Origin of the sequence: Leifsonia sp. Leaf336, assembly GCF_001423695.1 — a bacterium.
GTDB lineage: Bacteria > Actinomycetota > Actinomycetes > Actinomycetales > Microbacteriaceae > Leifsonia.
Window position 1 is genome coordinate 909,217 of record NZ_LMOZ01000001.1, and the last position, 16,368, is coordinate 925,584.

Annotated in this window: 15 protein-coding genes, 1 tRNA gene and 1 pseudogene; 10 read left to right on the top strand and 7 right to left on the bottom strand. The window is 70.5% G+C overall.

Features of this window, described 5'->3' with window-relative positions:
* Nucleotides 1–8: 8 nt before the first annotated feature.
* Nucleotides 9–452, bottom strand: coding sequence for a large conductance mechanosensitive channel protein MscL (gene mscL / locus ASF88_RS04450; protein WP_055914764.1), 444 nt, complete (start codon nt 450–452; stop codon nt 9–11).
* A 68-nt stretch (nt 453–520) separates the two neighbouring features.
* Here mscL and ASF88_RS21090 point away from each other — a divergent pair, with 68 nt between their 5' ends.
* Nucleotides 521–679 (top strand): hypothetical protein, encoded by a 159-nt coding sequence (locus ASF88_RS21090; RefSeq protein WP_327063236.1) that lies wholly within the window; start codon nt 521–523, stop codon nt 677–679.
* Nucleotides 680–741: 62 nt separating this feature from the next.
* Here the strand turns inward: ASF88_RS21090 and ASF88_RS21095 are convergent.
* Nucleotides 742–834, bottom strand: a pseudogene (locus ASF88_RS21095) (FmdB family zinc ribbon protein); the annotation flags it as partial.
* A 37-nt stretch (nt 835–871) separates the two neighbouring features.
* Nucleotides 872–1,456 carry a 5-formyltetrahydrofolate cyclo-ligase gene (locus ASF88_RS04455; RefSeq protein WP_055914767.1) on the bottom strand — a complete coding sequence of 195 codons (585 nt, stop codon included), beginning with the start codon at nt 1,454–1,456 and terminating at the stop codon, nt 872–874.
* Between the two features lie 58 nt (nt 1,457–1,514).
* On the opposite strand from ASF88_RS04455, the gene galU reads away from it, so the two are divergent.
* From galU to ASF88_RS04495, 8 genes are all read left to right on the top strand, one after another.
* Complete coding sequence (gene galU, locus ASF88_RS04460; protein WP_055914770.1) at nt 1,515–2,462, top strand: UTP--glucose-1-phosphate uridylyltransferase GalU; 948 nt, start codon at nt 1,515–1,517, stop codon at nt 2,460–2,462.
* 57 nt (nt 2,463–2,519) lie between these two features.
* On the top strand, nt 2,520–3,182 hold the full coding sequence (locus tag ASF88_RS04465; RefSeq protein ID WP_055914773.1) for a GNAT family N-acetyltransferase: 663 nt from the start codon (nt 2,520–2,522) through the stop codon (nt 3,180–3,182).
* A gap of 71 nt (nt 3,183–3,253) precedes the next feature.
* Entirely contained in the window at nt 3,254–4,360 is a 1,107-nt protein-coding gene (locus ASF88_RS04470) for a hypothetical protein (RefSeq protein ID WP_055914775.1), read from the top strand.
* Nucleotides 4,361–4,429: 69 nt separating this feature from the next.
* A tRNA-Ala gene (locus ASF88_RS04475) sits at nt 4,430–4,505 on the top strand.
* A gap of 299 nt (nt 4,506–4,804) precedes the next feature.
* A complete protein-coding gene (locus tag ASF88_RS04480) occupies nt 4,805–6,580 on the top strand; it encodes a glycoside hydrolase family 13 protein (protein WP_055914778.1) in 1,776 nt (591 codons plus the stop codon).
* Nucleotides 6,581–6,644: 64 nt separating this feature from the next.
* The gene (locus ASF88_RS04485; protein ID WP_235493275.1) at nt 6,645–8,042 is read left to right on the top strand and encodes an ABC transporter substrate-binding protein; all 1,398 of its coding nucleotides are present in this window, start codon (nt 6,645–6,647) and stop codon (nt 8,040–8,042) included.
* Nucleotides 8,043–8,127: 85 nt separating this feature from the next.
* A complete protein-coding gene (locus ASF88_RS04490) occupies nt 8,128–9,078 on the top strand; it encodes a carbohydrate ABC transporter permease (protein ID WP_200935223.1) in 951 nt (316 codons plus the stop codon).
* Nucleotides 9,075–10,055, top strand: coding sequence for a carbohydrate ABC transporter permease (locus ASF88_RS04495; protein ID WP_235493276.1), 981 nt, complete (start codon nt 9,075–9,077; stop codon nt 10,053–10,055). The genes ASF88_RS04490 and ASF88_RS04495 overlap by 4 nt, the downstream gene beginning before the upstream one ends.
* 3 nt (nt 10,056–10,058) lie before the next feature.
* On the opposite strand, the gene ASF88_RS04500 is transcribed toward ASF88_RS04495, so the two are convergent.
* Complete coding sequence (locus ASF88_RS04500; protein ID WP_055916657.1) at nt 10,059–10,658, bottom strand: LysE/ArgO family amino acid transporter; 600 nt, start codon at nt 10,656–10,658, stop codon at nt 10,059–10,061.
* A 71-nt stretch (nt 10,659–10,729) separates the two neighbouring features.
* Between ASF88_RS04500 and ASF88_RS04505 the strand changes: the two genes are divergently transcribed.
* A complete protein-coding gene (locus tag ASF88_RS04505; RefSeq protein ID WP_157498225.1) occupies nt 10,730–11,623 on the top strand; it encodes a LysR family transcriptional regulator ArgP in 894 nt (297 codons plus the stop codon).
* A gap of 32 nt (nt 11,624–11,655) precedes the next feature.
* On the opposite strand, the gene ASF88_RS04510 is transcribed toward ASF88_RS04505, so the two are convergent.
* The 3 genes from ASF88_RS04510 to ASF88_RS04520 are packed head-to-tail and all read right to left on the bottom strand — an operon-like array spanning nt 11,656 to nt 16,305.
* On the bottom strand, nt 11,656–13,764 hold the full coding sequence (locus tag ASF88_RS04510; RefSeq protein WP_055914787.1) for a heavy metal translocating P-type ATPase: 2,109 nt from the start codon (nt 13,762–13,764) through the stop codon (nt 11,656–11,658).
* The gene (locus ASF88_RS04515) at nt 13,761–16,043 is read right to left on the bottom strand and encodes a heavy metal translocating P-type ATPase (protein WP_055914790.1); all 2,283 of its coding nucleotides are present in this window, start codon (nt 16,041–16,043) and stop codon (nt 13,761–13,763) included. Before ASF88_RS04515 ends, ASF88_RS04510 begins: the two co-directional genes overlap by 4 nt.
* A 52-nt stretch (nt 16,044–16,095) precedes the next feature.
* Nucleotides 16,096–16,305, bottom strand: a complete 210-nt coding sequence (locus ASF88_RS04520) for a heavy-metal-associated domain-containing protein (RefSeq protein WP_055914793.1) — start codon at nt 16,303–16,305, stop codon at nt 16,096–16,098.
* Nucleotides 16,306–16,368: the final 63 nt, after the last annotated feature.

Below are 16,368 nucleotides of genomic sequence, written 5' to 3' on the forward strand. Positions count from 1 at the left end.
CTCGCCGGCTACGGCAGCGGGTCGGCGTGCCTGCCGGTGCCGGCGCCCGAGGGTGGCGACTGCTGCGCCTGCAGGAGGTCGCGGATCTCGGTCAGCAGGTCGAGCTCGGTGACGGGTGCATCGGGCTCGACGACGCCCTTCTTGCGGAGGCGGTCCATCCGCTCCTTGAGCTTGTTGATCGGGAAGACGAAGACGAAGTAGACGACGACCGCGACGATCAGGAAGCTGATGATCGAGCCGAGCACCGCACCGAACTTGATCTGCGAGCCGTTGAGGGTGACGATCATCGCCTGGTCGAGCGAGCTCGCCTTGAAGAACGCGCTGATCAGCGGGTTGAACAGATTCGTCACGATCGAGGTGACGACGGCCGTGAACGCGGCGCCGATGACCACGGCGACCGCGAGGTCGATCACGTTCCCGCGGAGGATGAACTCCCTGAAGCCTTTGAGCAAGACCGGTCCTTTCGCCAGTGAGGTGGGGCTGGTGGTGCTGATGTCAGGCTGCAGAGCCTGAGGAGGAGGTGGAGGACGACGACGAACCCGACGACGACGAACCCGACGACGACGAACCGGACGACGACGAACCGGACGACGACGAGTCCGACGAAGACGACGACGAGCCCGATCCCGACGACGAACCTCCCGCTGACTTCGTACCACCGCGCGAGTCGGTCCGGTAGAACCCGGAGCCGTTGAAGGTCACGCCCACGGTGCCGAAGACCTTGCGCAGGGTTCCGCCGCAGTTCGGGCAGACGGTGAGCGCGTCGTCGGTGAAGGCCTGGTGGACGTCGAAGGCGTGGCCGCAGTCGCGGCACGAGTAGGAGTAGGTGGGCATGGTCTTCCGTTGTGTTCGGGCGCGTCCGTGGTGCCGGTCAGGAGAACTGGACGATGCGTGTCGGGGTGACTGCGCCGTCGACGGGCTGGTCGTGTCGTTCCCGCGGGACCTCGCTCACGAGCTCGGCATCGAAGACGACGGCGTACACCGGGGGACATTTTTCCATGCTGCCGAGCGTCTTGTCGAAATAACCCCGCCCCCATCCCATGCGCATGCCCGTCGCGTCGACGGCCGCGGCCGGCACCAGGATGAGGTCGACGTCGTTGATGGCGATCGGCCCGAGCAGCTCGCCGACGGCCTCCGGCATGCCGAAGAGACCCTCGGTCTCGGTCTCGCCGTCGCCCGTCGTCCAGTCGAGGAGGCCGTCTTCGCGTGAGACGGGCAGGAGGACGCGCAGGCCCTGCCCGACCGCCCAATTGACGAACGGACGCGTGTCGGGCTCGATGTTCGTCGAGAGATAGGCGGCGACGGACCGCGCGGACAGATCGGTCGCGAGGTCGATCAAGTTTCGGGTGATTCCCGCGGTCGCGGCCTGTCGTTCCGTGCTGGTGAGGTTCTGCCGTCGCTCGCGCAGCTCTGCGCGCAGTGCGCGCTTGCGATGGGCGGCGGTGTCCGTGTCCATACGTCAATCCTAAGAGGTCCAGCCTGGGCGGCCGCGAAAATGCGGTTACTGTAGCGGCATGGCTACCAACGTGACGAAAGCAGTGATCCCCGCAGCAGGCCTCGGCACCCGGTTCCTGCCGGCGACCAAGGCGATGCCGAAGGAGATGCTGCCGGTCGTCGACAAGCCGGCCATCCAGTACGTGGTCGAAGAGGCGGTCGACGCGGGCCTGACCGACGTGCTCATGATCACCGGCCGCAACAAGAACGCGCTCGAGAACCACTTCGACCGCAACGCCGAGCTCGAGGACACGCTCGAGAAGAAGGGCGACACCGACCGTCTCCAGAAGGTCAACTACTCCACCTCGCTCGCCGACATGCACTACGTGCGCCAGGGCGACCCCAAGGGTCTCGGCCACGCGGTGCTCCGCGCCAAGATGCACGTGGGTCGCGAGCCGTTCGCCGTGCTCCTGGGCGACGACATCATCGACTCCCGCGACGACCTCCTCCAGCACATGCTCGACGTGCAGCACAAGTACAACGCCTCCGTGATCGCGCTGATGGAGGTGCCGAGCGAGTCCATCCACCTGTACGGCGCGGCCGCGATCGAAGAGACCGGTGACGACGACGTGGTGCGCATCACCGGCCTGGTCGAGAAGCCCGACGCCGAGCACGCGCCGTCGAACTACGCGATCATCGGCCGCTACGTCTTGCGGCCCGAGGTGTTCGACGTGCTCGAGCGCACGGAGCCGGGCCGCGGTGGAGAGATCCAGCTCACCGACGCCCTGCAGTCGATGGCCGAGGCTCCCGACTGGACCGGCGGTGTCTACGGCGTCGTCTTCCGCGGCCGCCGGTACGACACGGGCGACCGCCTCGACTACATCAAGGCGATCATCCAGCTGGCAGTCGACCGCGAAGACCTCGGCCCCGACCTGCGGCCCTGGCTGCGCGAGTTCGCCGACGGCCTCGCCGACGAGCCGCGCGAGGCTCTGGAGGAGATGCCGACGGAGCCGACTGGCGCGATCTAGGTCGATAACCGCTACGGTCGTATCTGCGGCGAACGGTCGTCGTAGAAGGAGGACGCCGTGGCGTTCGTCATCCCCACGCTGAGCGATGGACGCATCGTGCTGCGACCGATCCGTCTGAGAGACGCTCGCGCGCTCGAGCGCTCCCTGCTCGACAACCGCACCTGGTTGCGGCAGTGGGAGGCGACCAGCCCGTATGCGCCGGGGTCGTTCGACACGCGAGCGAGCATCCGCTCCCTGCTGGCGAACGCCCGCGCCGGGCACGGCCTCCCGTTCATCGTGGAGTACGACGGGCGCCTCGCCGGTCAGCTCAACGTGTCGTCGGTGACCTACGGCTCGCTGTCGAGCGCCACGATCGGCTATTGGATCGCCGAGGAGTTCGCCGGGCGCAACATCACGCCGACCGCGGTGGCGCTCGCGACGGACTACTGCTTCTACCAGCTCGGCCTGCACCGCATGGAGATCTGCATCCGGCCCGAGAACGGCCCCAGCCTCCGCGTCGTCGAGAAGCTCGGGTTCCGCTACGAGGGCCTCCGGCGCCGCTACATCCACATCAACGGCGACTGGCGCGACCACTACTGCTTCGGGTTGGTGTCCGAAGAGCTTCAGCAGGGCGTCCTGCGCCGCTGGCTCGATGGCGAGGCGCCGGCGGAGGCCGCGTCGGTGACGCCAGAGGACCGCGCGGCCGCTGCCATCCCGCTCCCGGTCGCGCGCCGACACTGAGAGTCCTCTCCATCGGTGACACACCCGGGCGCTGACCGGGGCGCCGAGCAGTCGCCCCCTACCGTAGAGGCATGAATGGGGATGTGATGGGCGGTGGGGTGGTCGTCGCCATCGCGGCCGCCCTCTGGCTGGCCTATCTCGTCCCGGTGTGGCTGCGTCGCCGCGAGTACGTGGCGACGGAGCGCAACGCCGTTCGGCTGCAGCAGACGCTGCGCATCCTGGCCGAGACGAGTGAGCTTCCGGACGAGGTCCGCATGGAGGCGACCGCGAAGACGGTCGCGGAGCAGCAGCGGATCCTCCGCAGGGCGGAGGAGCGCAGGCTCGCGACCGCCCGGGCCGAGGCCGCGGCGCATGCGCGTCGCGAGCAGGCGATCGCCGAGGAGCGGCGGCATGCGGCCGAGGAGGCCGAGCGTGCCGCCACCCAGGCCATCGCGCTGGAGCGGGCGTCCCGCGCGGCCGCAGCCCAGCGGGCGAGCGCGCTCGCGGTCGCCAGCGCACCTTCGTCGCTCTCTCCGCAGCGCCGCCGCAGGCTCCGCCGTTCGCGCGCGCTCTGCACGCTGTTGCTGGTGGCGAGCCTCGTCGGCGTCGCCGCAGGCGCCGCGCTCCTGCTGGCCACCGGCGCGTGGCTGCTGCCCGTGGCCTCCGGACTCGTGGTGCTCGCGTCCCTCGGCATGCTCAGCCGACTGTCGCGGTCCGCTCGTGCCACCGTCGCGCCCGTCCCGTTCGTGCCGGCCGCTCCCGCGTCACCGGACCTCTATGACCATGCGCAGCACGACCTCCCGGTGCAGGAGGCGCTGCGCCAGAGCTGGACTCCGCGCCCGTTGCCGAAGCCGCTGCACCTGTCACCCGGCACGGTCGCCGCTGCGGCGATGGCGTCGGTGGATGCCGCAGCCGAGCTGCGCAGGGCTGCCGCCCGCGCCGACTTCGAGCGCAAGGTCACGGCCGTGGCGGAGGCCGCACCGGCGACGCCGGCGCCGGTCCGGCTGCGCCCGGTCGTCGCTCCCGCTCCCGCGGTGGCGTCGACCTCCGCAGCCCCCGCAGTCGCCTCCGTCTCGCGTCCGGTCGCGGTCGAGGAGGCCGTACCGAGCGTCTACTCGGCGATGGGGATCGTGGGCTCGGTCGACGACGGAGCGCTCGACCTCGACGCCGTCCTCCGTCGCCGTCGCGCGGCGAGTTGAGCGGCCAGTTGAGCCGCCCTCGATTTCGATTCGGAACAGCGAGGGTGCTAGGCTAGCTGAGCAGTTCCCGGGGCTATGGCGCAGTTGGTAGCGCGCTTCGTTCGCATCGAAGAGGTCAGGAGTTCGAATCTCCTTAGCTCCACCACCGGATAAGAAGGCCGCCCCCCGGGGCGGCCTTCTTCTGTTTTCAGCCGTACAGCTTCCCCGACGATCTGCACTCTGCAAATTTTGCAGACTTCTGTAGCCCGAGTTGCGTTGCGCCCTGCCCGCATCGTCGCGGCGATCGCGGGCGAAGACCTCACCGATGTAACTGTAGTTCGCACGATTGTTCACGCAAACGCACGTAAGAGTTCGCAAATCACTTGCATTCATTTTAGTTCTTGCGTCATTTTGTCAAGAACCCTACTTTCTGAGTAACGGAAATCACAGCTCCGTCCGGCGCCGATGCCATGCGGCAGGCCGGCCTGCACAGAAAGGCTCCGCGTGGACCTGCCCCTGCTCGCTGAAGGCTCAGCAGCACCGACGCCAACACCGTCGCCAGCGACGACGAGTGCGCGTCCGACTCCGTCGACCGCCGACCCGCTCTGGTGGCGCAGCGCCGTCATCTATCAGATCTACCCGCGCAGCTTCGCGGATGCGAACGGCGACGGCATCGGCGATCTCGCCGGGGTCCGCCAGCACCTCGCCTACCTGCAGGAGCTCGGCGTCGACGCCATCTGGTTCACCCCGTGGTACCTCTCCCCACTCGCCGACGGCGGCTACGACGTCGCCGACTACCGCACGATCGACCCCGCGTTCGGCACCCTCGAGGAGGCGGAGGCTCTGATCGCCGAGGCCCTGGAGCTCGGCATCCGCACCATCATCGACATCGTCCCCAACCACGTCTCCGATCGTCACGAGTGGTTCCGAGCAGCCCTCGCGGCCGGGCCCGGCTCGCCGGAGCGCGAGCGCTTCTGGTTCCGCCCGGGAGGCGGCGCCGACGGGTCCGAGATGCCGAACCACTGGGTCTCCAACTTCTCCGGCGACACCTGGACGCGCACGGTCGACGCCGACGGAACCCCGGGCGAGTGGTACCTGCACCTGTTCACCCCCGAGCAGCCGGACCTCAACTGGAACCACCCCGACGTCCTCCGCGAGCACGAGGAGATCCTGCGCTTCTGGTTCGACCGGGGGGTGGGAGGCGTCCGCATCGACTCCGCAGCGCTGCTGGTCAAAGACCCGGCTCTGCCCGAGGTCCCGGAGCACCCGGCGCCGGGGGAGCACCCCAACACCGACAGGGACCAGCTGCACGACATCTACCGCGGCTGGCGGGCGATCGCCGACTCGTATCCAGGCACGCGGGTGCTGGTCGGTGAGATCTGGCTGCCCGACATCGAGCGGTTCGCCAAGTATCTGCGCCGGGATGAGCTGCACACGGCCTTCAACTTCGACTTCCTCGCACGGCCGTGGGATGCGGACGAGCTGCGCGCGTCGATCGACTCGACGCTCGCGGCTCACGCTCCCGTCGAGGCGCCCTCCACCTGGCTGCTGTCGAACCACGATGTGACGCGGCCCGTCACGCGGCTGGGCAGGGACGACTCCTCGTTCGCCTTCGCGAAGAAGCGCGTGGGCACGCCGACCGATCTCGCCCTCGGGACGCGGCGCGCCCGCGCGGCCGCCCTCCTCGTCGCCGCCCTCCCCGGTTCGCTCTACATCTACCAGGGCGACGAGCTCGGCCTCCCGGAGGTCGAGGACCTGCCGGCCGACCGGCTAGAGGACCCGATGCACTTCCGCTCGGGCGGCATCGACCCTGGCCGTGACGGCTGCCGGGTCCCGCTCCCGTGGAGCGGCGAGCACCGCCCGTTCGGGTTCAGCCCGGCGGCATCCGCCGGTGAGCCCTGGCTCCCCCAGCCGGAGTCGTGGCGCGGGCTCACGGTCGAGGCGCAGCGCCGCGACCCGGACTCGATGCTCTCGCTGTACACCAGGGCGTTGCACCTCCGCCGCAACGAGGAGGGCCTCGGCGACGGCGACTTCGCCTGGCTGCCGACCGACCCAGGAGTGCTCGGCTTCGCACGGGGGGACCGCTTCGTCAACGTCACCAACCTGTCGGGCGCGCCCGTGCCGCTCCCGCCCCACGAGGGCGTCCTCCTCAGCAGCGCTCCGCTGCAGGACGGGCTGCTCCCCACCGACTCCACGGCATGGCTTCGAACACAGCACGCCTCGCCGGAGAACCGCGTCTGATCGACCCGATGACGCACCTGACTGCAACACACCGCACACCGAAAGGAACCAGACAATGAAGTCCGTGAAACCACGACGACTCGGCAGCAAAGTCGTCGCGCTCGGTCTCGTGACCGCCGCGAGCGTCGCCATGTTGAGCGCCTGCTCGTCCGACAACGGCGGCAGCAGCGACGGCAAGGTCAACCTCGTCGTCGCGCCGGTCCTGCCCGGCGCCACCGAAGACGCCCTCAAGACCCTCGCCACGCGCGTCAAGGAGTTCGAGAAGAAGAACCCCGACATCCACGTCAAAGCCATCGAGTACCAGTGGACGGCGAGCACCTTCGCCGCCGAGCTCGCGGGCGGGACCCTGCCCGATGTCTTCAACGTGCCGTTCACCGACTCGAAGACGCTGGCGAACAACGGCCAGCTGGCAGACATCACCACCCCGTTCAAGCAGACCTCCACCGCCGACAAGTGGAACAAGACCGTGCTGAACGTCGCCACCGGCGACAACGGCAAGGTCTACGGCATCCCGTGGGGTCCGTACGCGATGGCGCTGTCGTACAACCGCGACATCTTCAAGCAGGCCGGCCTCGACCCCGACAAGCCGCCGACGACGCTCGACGAGATCCAGGCCGACGCCAAGACCATCTCCGAGAAGGTCCCCGGAGTCGCCGGCTACATGCAGATGACCAAGGACAGCACGGGAGGCTGGAACCTCGCGACGGCCACCCAGGCCCTCGGCGGGCGGCTGGAGACCACCGGCTCCGACGGCAAGGTGACCGTCAAGACGGACAACGACCAGACCAAGCAGGCCCTCAGCTGGCTCCAGAAGATGCGCTGGCAGGACAACTCCATGGGCAGCAACTTCCTGTGGGACTGGAGCGGCATCAACCAGGGCTTCGCGTCGGGCAAGATCGCCATGTACATGAGCGGTTCCGACGTGATCGGCTCCCTGATGCAGGCGAACGGTTTCGACCAGTCCAAGTACGGAGTGACCACCTTCCCGGTCGACTCGTCGAACAGCAAGGCCGGCATCCTGTCGGGCGGCAACGTCGACGTCGTCAACGTGAAGGACACGCCGGAGCAGATCGCCGCGGCAGTGAAGTGGATCGACTTCTACCGCACCCAGCCGCAGGTCAACGAGAGCGACGCCGTCACCCTCGCCAAGTCGAACCAGGCCGGCAAGCAGGCCGTCAACGCCCCCACCCTGCCGCTGTTCGACAAGGCGACCTGGCAGCAGTACCAGACCTGGATCAAGCCGTACGCGAACATCCCGGCCGACAACATCAAGCCGTTCAACGACGGGATCTTCAGCCAGACGATCGTGCCGGAGCCGCCGGCGCACACGCAGGATCTGTACGCGGCGCTCGACGCCGTCGTGCAGGCGGTGCTGACCGACAAGAACGCCGATGTCGACACCCTGCTCAAGGGAGTCGACACCAAGGTCCAGGCGCTCATCGACGCCGACGCCAAGAAGTAGCAGAGAAGCACCTCCGCGGCCGTCGGGCCGTCGGCGCCCCGAGCGTCCGGCGGCCCGGCGGCCTCGCCCCACGGAAAGCCATGACATGACGACATCCACCGATGTGCGCGCAACAGCCGCGCCGGAGCGCCAGAAGCGGCGGCACAATCCCATCACCTGGGTGCAGCGCGGCGGCCTCACGACGCTGCTGTTCCTCCTCCCGCTCCTGATCATCTTCGGGGTCTTCTCGTGGTCGCCGATCGTGCAGGCGGTCATCATGAGCTTCCAGAAGACCAACCTGGTCACCCCGCCGATCTTCGTCGGGTGGGACAACTTCGTGGCGGTCTTCAACGATCCGCTGTTCTGGACCGCCGTGCGCAACACGGCCTACTTCGCCTTCCTCGCGATCCTCATCGGCTACCCGGTGCCGCTGATCGTGGCCGTGCTGATGAGCGAGGTGCGGAGGTTCAAGGGCCTCTTCAGCGTCCTCGCCTACCTGCCCGTCGTCATCCTGCCGGTCGTCTCGGTGCTGCTGTGGAAGATCTTCTACGACGCCAGCCCGACCGGCGTCTTCAACACGATCCTCGGCTGGTTCCACATCCCGCCGCAGCCGTGGATCCAGGATGCGGCCACCGCCATGCCGTCGCTCGTCCTCCAGGCCACCTGGGCGGGAGCGGGAGGCACCATCATCATCTACCTCGCGGCGATGACGAGCGTCGCGCCCGAGCTCTACGACGCGGCCGAGGTCGACGGCGCCTCGCTCTGGGCCAAGATCTGGCACGTCACCCTTCCGCAGCTGCGGGGGATCCTGTTCATCACGTTCATCCTGCAGATCATCGCGACGGCGCAGGTGTTCCTGCAGCCGTACCTGTTCACGGGCGGCGGCCCGGCGAACTCGACGACGACGATCCTGCTCCTCATCTACCAGTACGCGTTCACGAACAGCCTCGGCGGGGCGTACGGGGAGGCGACGGCGCTGAGCCTGATGCTCGCCGTCTTCCTCGCCGTGCTCTCGATCGTCTACTTCCGACTCACCGCACGATGGAGCGACCAGTGACCACCACAGTCCCGGCCCAAGAAGTCCAGGTCACCGAGCCGCTGCCGGACTCCGGCGTTCCCGGGAGGCGGCCCCGCCGTCGTTCGAGGGCGGCGGAGGCGGAGGACCGCCACATCCTGTCGGCCGCCGACTGGCGTCGCCCGCGCGTCCGGATCACGACGAACGTGCTCCACGTCATCCTGCTGATCCTGCTCGTGCTGGTCGGGCTCTTCCCGCTGCTCTGGCTGTTCAAGTCGGGCATCACGCCGACGCAGGACACCCTGACCAACCCCCTGGCCCTGTTCCCGAACGGGGTGGCCTGGGACAACGTCGCCAAAGCGTGGAACGACGTCCACATCGGCGACTTCTTCTTCAACACGATCGCCATGGCCGCCGGCGAGTGGGCGGTGCAGCTGATCGTCGCGACCACGGCGGGCTTCGCCCTGTCGGTGCTGCGCCCGAAGTACGGCCGCTACCTCGCCGGCCTGGTGCTCGCGACGCTGTTCGTGCCCGCCGTCGTGCTGCTCGTGCCGCTCTACCTCACGATCCTGCACCCGCCGCTGATCGGGCACTCCCTGATCAACACGTTCTGGGCCGTCTGGCTGCCGGCCGGCGCGAGCGCCTTCAACGTGCTCCTGGTGATGCGGTTCTTCGACAGCCTGCCGCGCGAGATCTTCGAGGCGGCCCGCACCGACGGGGCGGGGACCTTCCGCCTGTTCTGGTCGATCGTGCTCCCGATGTCGAAGCCCATCCTCGGCGTGGTGTCGGTGTTCGCCATCAATGCCGCGTGGGCGGACTTCCTCTGGCCCAACCTGGTGCTGGCCGACATCCACATCCAGCCGCTGTCGGTGCGCCTGCCGCAGATCCAGTCGAGCACGGATCTCGGGGTGTACCTGGCGGCGCTGAGCATCGCGACGCTCATCCCCGTCGTCATCTTCCTGATCTTCCAGCGGACGTTCCTGCGCGGAGGAGGCCTCGGAGGTGCGGTCAAGGGGTGAGGCTCACACCACCAGCATGATCGCGAGCACGAGCATCAGCACCGCGATGCCCGCGTCGAGCACCCGCCAGGCGACCGGCCGCGCGAAAACTGGCGCCGCCAGCCGGGCGCCGAAGCCGAGCAGGAGGAACCACAGCAGGCTCGCGGTCGCGGCGCCGGCGCCGAACACCCACCGGCCCGGATCGCCGTGCGTGGCGGACAGCGAGCCGAGGAGCAGCACGGTGTCGAGGTAGACGTGCGGGTTGAGCCAGGTGATCGCCAGGCAGGTGCCGATCGCCGCCGCGAGCGAGCCTCCGCCGGAGGTCGCCGCGGTGAGGGTGCTCGGGCGCACTGCTCGGATCGCCGCGAAGACGGCGTAGCCGACCAGGAACGCGAACCCGGCCCAGCGCACGATCTGCAGGGCCAGCGGCGCAGCCTTCACGAGGGTTCCGATGCCGGCGACGCCCGCCGCGATCAGCACGGCGTCGCTCGCGACGCAGATCGCGACGACGGCGAGCACGTGCTCCCGGCGGAGGCCCTGGCGCAGGACGAACGCGTTCTGCGCGCCGATGGCGACGATGAGGGCGGCGGCGGAGCCGAGGCCGGTGAGGAAGATGGGGAGCACCATTCGACGATAGGCAACGGGACGCCTTCAGTACAGCTCAGGTTTCTTACGAACCATTAGCATTGCTGAACATGGAGCCCTCGAGCGATCAGCTGCGCACCCTCGCCGCGGTGGTCGAACACGGCACGTTCGACCGCGCGGCCGCCGCCCTGCACCTGACGCCGTCCGCCGTCAGCCAGCGCATCAAATCGCTGGAGGAGCTGAGCGGCCGGGTGCTCGTGCGCCGGAGCAAGCCGATCCAGGCGACCGCCGCAGGCGCGGTGCTCGTGCGGCTCGCGCGGCAGGTGGCGCTGCTGGAGGCGGAGGCGGCGGCCGAGCTGGAGGGCGACGACCCGGCAGCCGGGATCCTGGCGCCCGCCTCCGTGCCGCTGGTGGTCAACGCGGACTCCCTCGCGACCTGGGTGCTGCCCGCGCTGGCGACGCTGCCCGGATCGGTCTTCGACATCGTGCTCGACGATCAGGAGCACACGATCGGGCGCCTGCGCGACGGCACCGCGATGGCGGCCATCGGTTCCGATCGCGAACCGGTGCAGGGCTGCACGGTCACGGCGCTCGGGTCGATGCGCTACCGCCCGCTGGCGAGCCCCGCCTTCGTGGAGCGCTGGTGCCCCGACGGCTGGAGCGCGCGAACGGCCGCTGCTGCGCCGATGCTGGTCTACGACCGCAAGGACGCCCTCCAGGACCGCTACCTGGGCCGGTTCGCGCCGGGCGCCCGGCCGCCCAGGCAGTACGTTCCGGCGTCGACGGAGTTCGTGGCCGCCGCAGCGCTGGGGCTGGGCTGGGGCATGATCCCCGACCTCCAGGCCGAGCCGTTGATCGCGGACGGCCGGCTGGTGGTCCTCGACGAGGACGGCGCGGAGGACGTGCCGTTGTACTGGCAGCAGTGGTCGCTGCAGTCTGCGGCGCTGACCGCGGTCGCAGAGGCCATCGCGCGCGCCGCCGCCACCGCCCTCCGCCCCGCGTGAACCCTCGGGGCGACCGCGGGCGGGAGGCGGCGTCAGAGCGCTTCGGGGCGGAGGTCGAGGCGGCGCAAAAGCTGCGCGTTGAGCGCGACGACGATGGTCGACAGCGACATCAGGATGGCGCCCACCGACATCGGCAGCACGAACCCGATCGGCGCGAGCACGCCCGCTGCCAGCGGCACCGACAGCAGGTTGTAGCCGGCCGCCCACCACAGGTTCTGCTTCATCTTGCGGTAGCTCGCACGCGACAGCCGGATGACCGAGAGCACCGAGCGCGGGTCGTCGCTGGCGAGGATCACACCGGCGGAGGCGATCGCAACGTCCGTCCCCGCCCCGATCGCGATCCCGACATCGGCCCGGGCGAGGGCGGGGGCGTCGTTGACGCCGTCGCCCACCATCGCGACCGTGCGTCCCTCGGACTGCAGCTCGGCGACGGATGCCGCCTTGTCCTCCGGGCGCACGCCGGCGTAGAAGCGCTGGATGCCGAGCTGAGCGGCGACGTCGGCGGCCACGGCCTCCGCGTCGCCGGTGATCATGACCACCTGGAGGCCGCGCTCCTGCAGCGCGGACACCGCCTGGCGCGACTCCTCCCGCACGTCGTCCGCGAGGCGCAGGGCGCCGACGGGCCGCCCGTCGACGAGCACGTGGAGGATGATCGCACCCTCGGCGCGCCAGGCCTCCGCCACCGGACGCTCCGCTGCGTCACGCGATGCGAGCAGCCCGGGGCCGCCGACCTCCACGCGCACGCCGTCGACGGTCGCGGCGACCCCGACGGCCGGCGACGACGTGAAGCCGGTCGCGGCGGGGACGGCGAGCGACCGTGCAGCGGCGCTCGCGACGATGGCCCGCGCGAGCGGGTGCTCGGAGTCGGACTCGGCCGCCGCCGCCAGGGCGAGGACGCGATCGTCGTCGCCGTCGGCGTCCACCGCGGTGACGGTCGGCTCGCCCTTGGTGAGCGTGCCCGTCTTGTCGAACAGCACCGTGTCGACGGTGCGCATGGTCTCGAGTGCGAGGCGGTCCTTCACCAGCACGCCTCCGCGGGCAGCGCGCTCGGTGGCGATCGACACGACGAGCGGGATGGCGAGCCCGAGCGCGTGCGGGCAGGCGATCACGAGCACCGTGATGGCGCGGACCACCGCGTCGTCGGGCTGTCCTAGAGCCGTCCAGACCACGGCGGTGACGGCGGCCGAGCCGAGCGCGAACCAGAACAGCCAGCCGGCCGCGCGGTCCGCGATCCGCTGGGCGCGGGAGGACGAGCTCTGGGCGTCCGCGACAAGGCGGCGGATGCCGGCGAGCGCGGTGTCGTCGCCGACGGCGGTCACCTGCACGCGGAGCGCCGAGTCGGTCGCCACGGTTCCCGCGACGACCGTGTCTCCGTCGGCGCGGCGGACCGGCCGGGACTCGCCCGTGATCATGGACTCGTCTACGTGGGCGCTGCCCGAGACGACGCGGCCGTCGGCGGGCACGCGGCCGCCGGGCCGCACCAGGACGGTGTCGCCGACGGCGAGGTCGGCGGGGGAGACGGTGACCGTGCTGTCGCCCTCCACCTTCTCGGCCTCGTCGGGCAGGAGAGCCGCGAGCGAGTCGAGGGCGGAGGTGGTCTGCGCCAGCGACCGCATCTCGATCCAGTGGCCGAGCAGCATGATGACGATCAGGAGGGCGAGCTCCCACCAGAAGTCGAGCTGGTGATCGAGCAGACCGAGGGTGGCGCCCCACGACGCGAGGAACGCGACGGAGATCGCGAGCGCGATCAGCAGCATCATCCCGGGCCGGCGTGCCCGCAGCTCGGAGACGGCTCCGGTCAGGAACGGACGGCCGCCCCACACGAACATCACGGTGCCGAGGACGGGGGAGACCCACCCCAGCACCGGGACGTCGGGTAGCTCGTAGCCGAGGATCATCGCGAACATCGGCGAGCACACGACAACCGGCACCGCCACGACGAGCATGATCCAGAACAGGTTCCGGAAGGCCGCGACGTGGTCGCCGTGACCGGCGTGGCCGGCGTGGTCGTGCCCGGTGTGCGGGTCGTGACCGTTGTGCGTGTCGTGGTCGGCGTGCCCACTTCGCTCGGCGGCGGCCGAGTCGCGCGTGCCGTGGTCGTGGGTCGCCGCATCGACGTCGTGCCCGGTGTGTCCGCTCACGCGATCCTCCCTTCCTCGGGTGCCTGTGACGTGGCGCCCGCGACGGCCAGCGGCCGGAACGACCGCAGCCGGAGGCTGTTGCCGACGACGAAGACGCTCGAGAACGCCATCGCCGCTCCGGCGATCATCGGGTTCAGCAGTCCGAACGCCGCCAGCGGCAGCGCCGCCAGGTTGTACGCGAAGGCCCAGAACAGGTTTCCGTGGATGGTCGCCAGCGTACGCCGGGAGAGCCGGACCGCGTCGGCCGCCGCGGTCAGCTCGCCGCGCACGAGGGTGAGGTCGGCGGCCTGGATGGCGGCGTCGGTGCCCGTGCCCATCGCGAGGCCCAGATCGGCAGCTGCGAGCGCGGCGGCGTCGTTGACCCCGTCGCCGACCATCGCCACCCGCCGCCCTTCGGCCTGCAGCCTCCGGACGACCTCGGCCTTCTCGGCGGGGAGCACGCCCGCGATCACCGTGTCGATTCCGACCTCCTGCGCCACGCGGCGCGCGACGGTCTCGTTGTCGCCGGTCAGCAGCACGGGCGCGAGGCCCAGCCGGCGCAGCCGCCGGACGGCCTCCGCGCTGTGCGGCGCTACGGTGTCCGCCACCGCCAGCACGGCACGTGCCCGGCCGCCCCAGCCGACGACGACCGCCGTCCGGCCCGACGCCTCCGCCGCAGCGACGACCACCTGGAGGTCGGGGCCGAGCGGCATCCCGGACGCCGTCACGAACGACGCGCGGCCGACCACGACCGCCTCGCCCTCCACGGTCGCCGAGACGCCCAGGCCGCCGTCGGACCGGAAGCCGGAGACCGGGGGGAGGTCGCCCGCGCCCCTGGCGGCATCGGCGATCGCCCGTGCGATCGGGTGCTCGGAGGCGTCCTCCACGGCGCCGGCGCGACGCAGCGCCTCGGCCGCGCCGGAGGGGTCGTCGCCGTCGGCCGTGACCTCGGCCAGCGCCATCCGCCCGGTGGTGACCGTGCCGGTCTTGTCGAGCAGGACGGTGTCCACGCGCCGGGTGGCCTCCAGCACCTCCGGACCGGTGATGAGGATGCCGAGCTGCGCTCCGCGCCCGGTGCCGACCAGCAGGGCCGTCGGGGTCGCGAGCCCCAGGGCGCACGGACACGCGATGATGAGCACGGCGACGGCGGCGGTGAACGCGGCCTCCGCCGGGAAGCCGAGCAGCAGCCAGGCGATGAGCGTGACGACGGCGAGGCCGATGACCACCGGCACGAAGACCGCGCTGATGCGGTCGGCCAGGCGCTGGGCGGCGGCCTTGCCCGACTGCGCGTCCTCGACCAGCCGGGCGATCTGTGCGAACCGGGTGTCCGCGCCTACCTGTGTCGCGCGGACGACGAGCCGGCCTCCGGAGTTGATGGTGCCCCCGGCGACCGCGGCGCCCGGCTCGACCTCCACCGGCACGGACTCGCCCGTGAGCATGGAGGCGTCGACCGCGCCCGTGCCCTCGGTCACGATGCCGTCGGTGGCGATGCGCTCGCCCGGACGCACGACGAACACGTCGCCCACGATCAGCCGGTCGACCGGGATGCGCTCCTCGCGCGCGTCGTTCGAGCCGGAAGCCGGCCGGAGAACGGAGGCCTCCTTCGCACCGGACTCGAGCAGGGCGCGCAGAGCCGCGCCCGCCCGGCGCTTGGAGCGCTTCTCGAGGTACCGGCCGGCGAGGACGAAGACCGTCACCCCGGCCGCGACCTCCAGGTACAGTTCGGCGCCCGACATCCCCGGCTCCCCGGCGCCGCCGAAGACCAGCGCGTACAGCGACCACACGAAGGCGGCGGAGACGCCGAGCGAGATCAGGGTGTCCATGGTGGCGGCCCCGTGCCGCAGGTTGACGGCGGCGGCGCGGTGGAACGGCCACGCGCCCCAGACGACGACGGGCGTCGCCAGTGCCAGCGCGACCCACTGCCACCCCGCGAACTGCAGGGCGGGCGCCATCGAGAGCAGCACGACGGGGAGGGCGAGGGCGGTGCCCCCGAACAATCGCCGGCGCAGGGCCGCGAGCTCGTGATCGGCGCTCGGCTCGGCCGCCTCGGCATCGCTCGACGGCGGCGCCGGGAGGGCGGCGGTGTAGCCCGCGCTCTCGACCTGTGCGACCAGTCGCGCGGGGTCGTAGCCCGCCGGCGCGAATACCGTGGCCTTCTCCGTCGCATAGTTCACGCTCGCCTCGACGCCCTCCAGCCGGTTGAGCTTCTTCTCCACGCGCGCGGCGCAGGAGGCGCACGTCATCCCGCCGATCGTCAGTTCCAGGCGGGGCTGCGGACGTGCGGCGTCGGTCGCGGACATGGGGCTCCTCGGTCGGGGACGGTCTGGATGGGCGGGCCGGGCGGAGGTCGGCTCAGGCGCGGACCGCGGTGTACCCGGCCTCTTCGACCGCGGCCAGCACGAGTGCGTCATCGACGGTGGAGGCCGACTCGACCGTGAGCACGCCGGTGGCGGCCGAGACAGCGATGCCGGTCACGCCGGCGATGGAGGTCACTTCTTCGGTGACGGCGCGCTCGCAGTGCGCGCACGTCATGCCATCGACCTGGAACGTCGTGGTCGTCATGGTTGCTCCCTTCATATACCCAGAGGGGGTATGTCGAACGCTATGACTGTATACCCGCTAGGG